Source organism: Desulfobacter sp., assembly GCF_050177295.1.
This window is the reverse complement of the sequence record NZ_JBFXHE010000495.1, coordinates 1-2,990: the sequence shown is the minus strand read 5'-3', so window position 1 is coordinate 2,990 and position 2,990 is coordinate 1. Positions and strand designations below refer to the sequence as shown.

Below are 2,990 nucleotides of genomic sequence, written 5' to 3'. Positions count from 1 at the left end.
TGCAGCTGTTTTTATCCAATACCACCATTGGGTCTTGGCCTATATCGAATATAGCCCGCACGAGTTCCCAAGCGTTTTCCGCTTCTTTTAATGAATCTTCAAGCTGGTTATTGACTTTCTTTTGATCGTCAATGCTTGTAAACGTCATCACAGCGCCGTCGATTCGGTTGTCCCTGGTACGGTAGGGTATGATGCGCATGTTGAACCATCTCCCTTCATCGGTTTGCACTTCGGTTTCAACGGGTGTCAAATACTGCAGGACTTTTTCCAGATCTCTAATCATGTTGTCGTATTTCAGGTTACTGGCAACATGCCGGATAGGTCTGCCGATATCTGTGGGAATGAGGTTGACTATCATCGTGGCTTCAGGTGTAAACCGCCGAACCTGCATGTTATTGTCCACAAAAATATTGGCGATTTCCGTACTGTTCAGCAGGTTGCGCATGTCATCATGCGCTGCCGACAACTCTTCCACTTTGCCTTGAAGTTCGGCATTAACCGTTTGAAGCTCTTCGTTCAGCGACTGAAGTTCCTCCCTGGAGGAGTCCAGTTCCTCGTTGGTGGACTGCAGCTCTTCGTTGGCCGACTGGATTTCCTCATTGGTTGATTTGAGCTCTTCATTTGACGATTCCAGCTCTTCGATAGTCGTCTGATGACTTTCCCTGGTTGTCTGCAGCTCCCGTTCCAATTCAGCAATGCGCGTTGATGCAAGCGAGGAGTCATCTTTACCGGCGTGGTCCCCTGTTTCGTCCATGGATTCGGATTCGATATCCTCAAAAACCACAAGTAACCGTCCGGCAAGCTCATTGGGTTTCTTTAAAGGGCAAACATGCAGATCAATCAGTTGATAATCACCGTTGGTTTTTACAGACAGTCTTTTTTTGGTCACTTGAACAGCTGAGGATCTGGCAGCCCTCAGGGCGGCTGAGAGCTCTATGCGCAGCCCCTCACGCACCATATCCAGGATGTTGTTGGTGACAGGGCCGCTCGGTGTCTCAAGGTATTTACCGGTCCGACCCTGTATATTTATGATGTCGCCATTGCTGTTCGTAAGAACGGCAGTTGGGGCAAACAGCTCCAACACCACCTTTTGTGTCAGATAGCTGGTGTCGAACGCTTTGTTTTGAGGATTCGCAGCCGATGAATCCTGGGGAGGTTCCAGAACCAATGGACCCGTGGGAAAATTGACGATCTGTCGTATGGCTTTAGGCACTTCCCGACGCCTGAAAATTCGCCATTTTTTATTGATGGTTTCGAACAGATCCGTTGCGCTTCCTATGGTTTCTGAAGATCCCAGCATAAGAACGCCCCCCGGGATCAGTGTATAGTGAAACAGGGGCAGCAGCTTTTTTTGTGCGTCCGTATTCAGGTAAATCAGCAGATTCCTGCAGCAGATGAGGTTCAACCGGGAAAACGGCGGGTCCTTGATAACATTCTGGACGGAAAAGACCACACAATCGCGAATTTCCTTTCGTATACGGTAAAAATCTCCCTCTTGAATGAAGAAACGATTCACACGCTCCTCGCCCAGATCCGCTTTGATACTGCACGGGTAGACACCTTGACGGGCTTTGCTGATGGCCCGGTTGTCAATATCCGTACCAAATATTTGCAGGTTTATCCGGTTTGAAGTCTTGTCAAGGACCTCTTTTAATGTAATGACCAAAGAATACACTTCCTCACCGGTTGAACATCCCGGAATCCAGGCTCTGAAGGTGGCGTCAGGCATCAGGGTCTCTAAAAGGTCCGGCAGGACATCTGTTTTCAGCACGTCAAAGGATTCCGGATCACGGAAAAAACTGGTCACACCAATCAACAGCTCTCGAAACAGGGCGTCTGTTTCGTCGGGATTTTCCCTTAAATAGCGCATATAATCTTCGTGACTGCTGATATGGTTCAGATTCATCCGGCGGCTGATGCACCTGAGAATTGTATTGCGCTTATAGGATGAAAAATCATGACCGACATGTGATCGGAGAATGGCATAAATTTTATGTATCCAGCCATCTTCCTTAACGGGAAGCTGAGCCGGGATATCCTGGGACTGCCGGGCAGCGTGTGAAAAATATCGGATGAGTTTTTCAGGCATGTCCGCCGGAGCCATGATCATATCAACAATTCCGGTATTGATTGCACTGCGGGGCATACCGTCATATCCGGCCGAGTCCTCGGATTGAACAAATACAAGCCCGTTATGAACTTTGATCTCTTTAATACCCAGTGTGCCGTCTGTGCCCATACCTGACAGCACAATTGCAGCTGCATTTTCTCCCTGATCCTGGGCAAGCGACCGGAAAAAGTAATCAATAGGCAGCAGACCCCTCTTTGTTGTCATATCCAGAAGTTGAATTTTTCCGTTGTAAACTGAAATATCCTTATTAGGAGGAATGACATATGCCCTGTTCGGCTCAAGGGGCTCTTCATCTTTTGCGGCTGACACCGGAATTGATGTTGTTTTTTGAAGCAGTGCCGGCATAAGGCTCGGCTGGTTCGGGGTCATATGTACCAGAACAATAAAAGCCATTCCGCTGGTTGGCGGAACCTTTGTAAAAAATGCCTTTAATGCTTCCAATCCCCCGGCGGACGCCCCCAATCCCACAACAGGAAATGATTTTAGTGCTGATTTTCTTTCAATACTGCCGGTTGCTTTTTTCCCCTGGGTTTCATGACTTTTTGATTTCGATTGCGACAATTGGGTTTTTATCCCTTTCTTTTTAGGCCCTGTAACCTATTTTAGCACTTCGCACTTCACTATACCAAAATTATAGGACGGCACAATATTTTTCCGGCCAGGGAAGTTTAAAATAAAAAGGGATCTCCTATCACGGATACGTTTGTCCGAACCCGAGAGCAGGAATCGCGCATCTACTCCTCCACGGTCCGATACCAGGCTATAGTTGCTCCGGAACCGGTTTGAATAATTGATCAAGGTGGGGCCGCCCGGGTCAGAACTCCCTTCTTCCGGCCCGGGTCGTATTTACACCAATGTT

The 2,990-nt window shown here is 48.0% G+C and carries 1 protein-coding gene; it reads right to left on the bottom strand.

Annotation, left to right across the window (positions count from 1 at the left end; all coding sequences use genetic code 11):
- On the bottom strand, positions 1 to 2,692 hold a 2,692-nt coding region (locus AB7U36_RS21635), incomplete at its 3' end, for a chemotaxis protein CheB (RefSeq protein ID WP_428161680.1).
- Positions 2,693 to 2,990: the final 298 nt, after the last annotated feature.